Genomic DNA, 3,351 nt, shown 5'->3' on the forward strand with positions numbered 1-3,351 from the left:
AGCGGTACCCCCACCAGCGCCGCGACCACCGTACCGGCCAGGATTATCTGCGGCGACATGCCGAGTTGCTTCGGTCCATAGGACAGGGTGAACACGGTGGCGATGTAGAACGGGATGGTCCCCGCCGTCAACGCGCCCATCCCGATCAACAGGGCCCTCTTGTGGTGCCGCAGGATGACGGCGATCGGGACGGCGGCCCGCTGCCCCGACTCGCGGATCTCGCGGAACTCCGGCGTTTCCAGTACCCGCAGCCGGACATAGAGTCCGACCAGCAGCAACACTGCGCTGCCCAGGAACGGGATGCGCCAGCCCCAGCTCAGAAGTGAGTTCCCGGTCAGGTGAACCACCAACAGATAGGCCGTACTGGCCAGCGCTAGCGTTCGCTTGGTTTCAGGGATTTTGACAGTTGAGCCAAGTTTTCACGTGGCCGTAGGTAGTCGTGCTTGGGTTAGGTAGTCGTTGATGTGCTGGTCGATGGCACGCAGCGCTTGGCGTAGCGGTGGTGGTGCGGGCGGCTGGTCGGCGGCCAGTAGTGGGGTGAGGATCCGGTTGTGGACCTTGGTGTAGAAGATCGCGAAGCGGAGGCCGTCTGGGGTCAGGGTGTAGGTGTTGGAGCGCGGCTGGCGGGTGATGAGGCCTTTGAGGCGCAGCCGGCGTAGGTCGTAGCTGGCCTGCCCGATGGTGTACGGGGCGTCGAGTAGTCCGGTCATGAAGGCACGCAGGCTCTTGTTGGACAGACCGGTGACGGCGTGCACGCAGGTGGCCAGGGCGCCGGCCAGGGCCATGACCCGAGGGTCGCCGAACCGTAGGGCCGGGGCCCTCCTGCCCTCCTCGATGGTGGGGTGCGCGACCCGCGCGAAGGCTGGGCTCGCGAGGACACAGCCCTGGCCGACTCGCTCAGTATCGAGGAGCCGGTTGTTGATCGCACGGGCCTTGTCCTGTAGTTCGTCGAGGTGCTGCAGTCGGCGGCCGACCCTCAGGTCGGTGGGTGAGTTGATGACGGTTTCGATGCGCAGGGCGCGGCCGTCCTTGAGGTACTGCTTGATGCGGGAGTGGCGGTAGAAGGCGTTGACGGTGACATCGACGCCGCGGGTGACGACCTTGGTCTTGAACACGCCGGGGGTGGCTCGCTGAAGCGACGCCTATCCGACGTCGTCTACCAGGCCTTACGCACCGACTGCGTGGCCGAGGCTTGACAGAGGAGCTATGTACAGTCCCGCATCCGCCAACCAAACCCGGCCTTCCGCTCGGACACGTACTGCCACGCCGTCACCGCCGGCCCGATACCGGCCACAAGCCCTCACCGCGTCAGCACGCCGAGCCCGCTGGCTGCGGTTCCTGCCCGTCCGGATGCCTGGGGCGTTTCGGTACCTGCCCGGCCAGACCGGCTACAACCGCTGCCGTCGCTGACCTCAGTCCCAGGTCAGGAAACGGTAGTGCAGCCCGGTCGACGACTCCTGCCACGCCCCAACGGAGTCTGGCGCACGCCCCATGTCCGGCGCGTGCGTGTCACCTTCGAAGAACTCCCGGATCTCGGTGACCACGAGCCGGTCCGCGAGAGGCAGCGCCGCCCGATACACCGCCGCGCCGCCGATCACCCACACATCCCCGGACACCGCGGCGAGCGCTTGCGGCAGGTTGGGGAACGTCTCCACGCCCTCCTGCGGCGTGCGCGACAGCACAAGATTGCGCCTGTCCGGCAGCGGCCGGAACCGCGGCGGCAGCGACTCCCAGGTGCGGCGGCCCATGAGCACGGTCGCGCTCGTGGTCAGGGAGCGGAAGTGCTTTAAGTCCTCCGGCAGGTGCCACGGCAGCGTTCCGTCGCGGCCGATGACGCCGTTCGCCGACTGCGCCCAGACGAGCCCGATCACACCGCCACCGGTGCCTTGATGCCGGGGTGCGGGTCGTAGCCGTCGAGCGCGACGTGCTCGTAGGTGTACTCGAACAGGCTGTCCGCCGGCTTCAGGCTCAGCGTGGGGAACCTCCGCGCCTCGCGCGCGAGCTGCGTGCGGACCTGGTCTTCGTGATTGTCGTAGATGTGACAGTCGCCTCCGGTCCAGACGAAGTCACCGACGCCGAGGCCCACCTGCTTGGCGATCATGTGCGTTAGCAGCGCGTAGCTCGCGATGTTGAACGGCACGCCGAGGAACAGGTCCGCGCTGCGCTGGTACAGCTGGCAGGATAGCTTGCCGTCGGCGACGTAGAACTGGAAGAACGCGTGGCACGGCGGCAGCGCCATCCGCGGGATGTCGGCGACGTTCCACGCGGACACGATGATCCGCCGAGAGTCGGGGTTCTCGCGCAGCGTGCGCAGCACCTCGCTGATCTGGTCGACGTGCCCGCCGTCCGGGGTCGGCCACGACCGCCACTGCACGCCGTAGACCGGGCCGAGATCACCGTCCGGCGCCGCCCACTCGTCCCAGATCGTGACGCCGTTTTCCCGTAGCCACGTGACGTTCGCGTCGCCGCGCAGGAACCACAGAAGCTCATACGCGATCGAGCGGAAGTGGACCCTCTTCGTCGTGATCAGCGGGAAGCCGTCGGACAGCCGGTAGCGCAGCTGGTGACCGAAGAGCGACCGCGTGCCCGTGCCGGTGCGGTCCTCCTTGCGGGCGCCCGTGTCAAGCACGTGGCGGAGCAGGTCTTCGTACTGCGTGTCCGGCATGCCCGGAGCCTAGAGGAGACGAGTAGTTGCTAACGGAGTAGTGGTCGTAGGCGGTCAGAGAACGCGTGATCGGTTGGCCGGTGGCTCGGTTGTGCCAGATGGCGGCGGTCAGGGCTAAAAGGCGTTGCGCGACGCGGACTCCGACGCCGTCGATGGTGCGTCCGCCGTGCTGTTCCAGAAGGTTTTGGTTCGCGGCCCGGATCGACTGGGTGTCCAGCACGACCGCGGTCGGATCCTCCCGGCGGCCGGCCTTCTCCCGCGCCTGGCAGCGCAGGAGGTCGTGGATCACCTGGTCGGTGCCGTCGTCACGCCACAGGGCGAAGTAGTAGTAGGTGGCCGACTTCGGGGGTAGGTCGTGCGGCAGGTACGCCCACTGACAGCCGGTCCGGTTCTGGTAAAAGATCGCGTTCACGATCTCCCGCAGGTCATAGTCACCCTGACGACCCGAGACCGACACCGAGACACGCTTGACCTTCCACGCCTCCAGGAACGGCCCGATCAACGCCCACTGCTCGTCGGTGAGGTCACTGGGGTACGGCTTTCGATCACCCATGACCGACCTAGGCCGTGTCTCGTCGATCTTGGGTGAGGTCGCGTAGCCAGATCTTCATCGTGGCGATGTCGACGGTGGCCTGGTACATGTAGTCGCGCTTGTCGTACCTGGTCGCGACCGCCCGGAACTGCTT

3 protein-coding genes and 2 pseudogenes are annotated in these 3,351 nt (G+C 66.8%); all 5 read right to left on the bottom strand.

The genetic code is table 11. The features are described 5' to 3' along the window. A pseudogene (locus tag ABGB16_RS33250) lies at positions 1 to 350 on the bottom strand (MFS transporter); the annotation flags it as partial. 69 nt (positions 351 to 419) lie between these two features. Then, positions 420 to 1,115: a hypothetical protein gene (locus ABGB16_RS33255; protein WP_347672021.1), complete on the bottom strand. Its 696-nt coding sequence runs from the start codon at positions 1,113 to 1,115 to the stop codon at positions 420 to 422. A gap of 297 nt (positions 1,116 to 1,412) precedes the next feature. After that, the gene (locus ABGB16_RS33260; RefSeq protein ID WP_347672022.1) at positions 1,413 to 1,871 is read right to left on the bottom strand and encodes a dihydrofolate reductase; all 459 of its coding nucleotides are present in this window, start codon (positions 1,869 to 1,871) and stop codon (positions 1,413 to 1,415) included. Beyond that, complete coding sequence (locus tag ABGB16_RS33265) at positions 1,868 to 2,665, bottom strand: thymidylate synthase (protein ID WP_347672023.1); 798 nt, start codon at positions 2,663 to 2,665, stop codon at positions 1,868 to 1,870. Before ABGB16_RS33265 ends, ABGB16_RS33260 begins: the two co-directional genes overlap by 4 nt. A 187-nt stretch (positions 2,666 to 2,852) precedes the next feature. Next, positions 2,853 to 3,218: pseudogene (locus ABGB16_RS33270) on the bottom strand (transposase); the annotation flags it as partial. Positions 3,219 to 3,351 lie beyond the last annotated feature (133 nt).

This window comes from Micromonospora sp. B11E3, assembly GCF_039871625.1.
Taxonomy (GTDB): Bacteria; Actinomycetota; Actinomycetes; order Mycobacteriales; family Micromonosporaceae; genus Micromonospora.

Coding starts and splice junctions, on each gene's coding strand:
- ABGB16_RS33265 (WP_347672023.1), bottom strand. CDS start 2,665: ATGCCGGACACGCAGTACGAAGACCTGCTCCGCCACGTGCTTGACACG.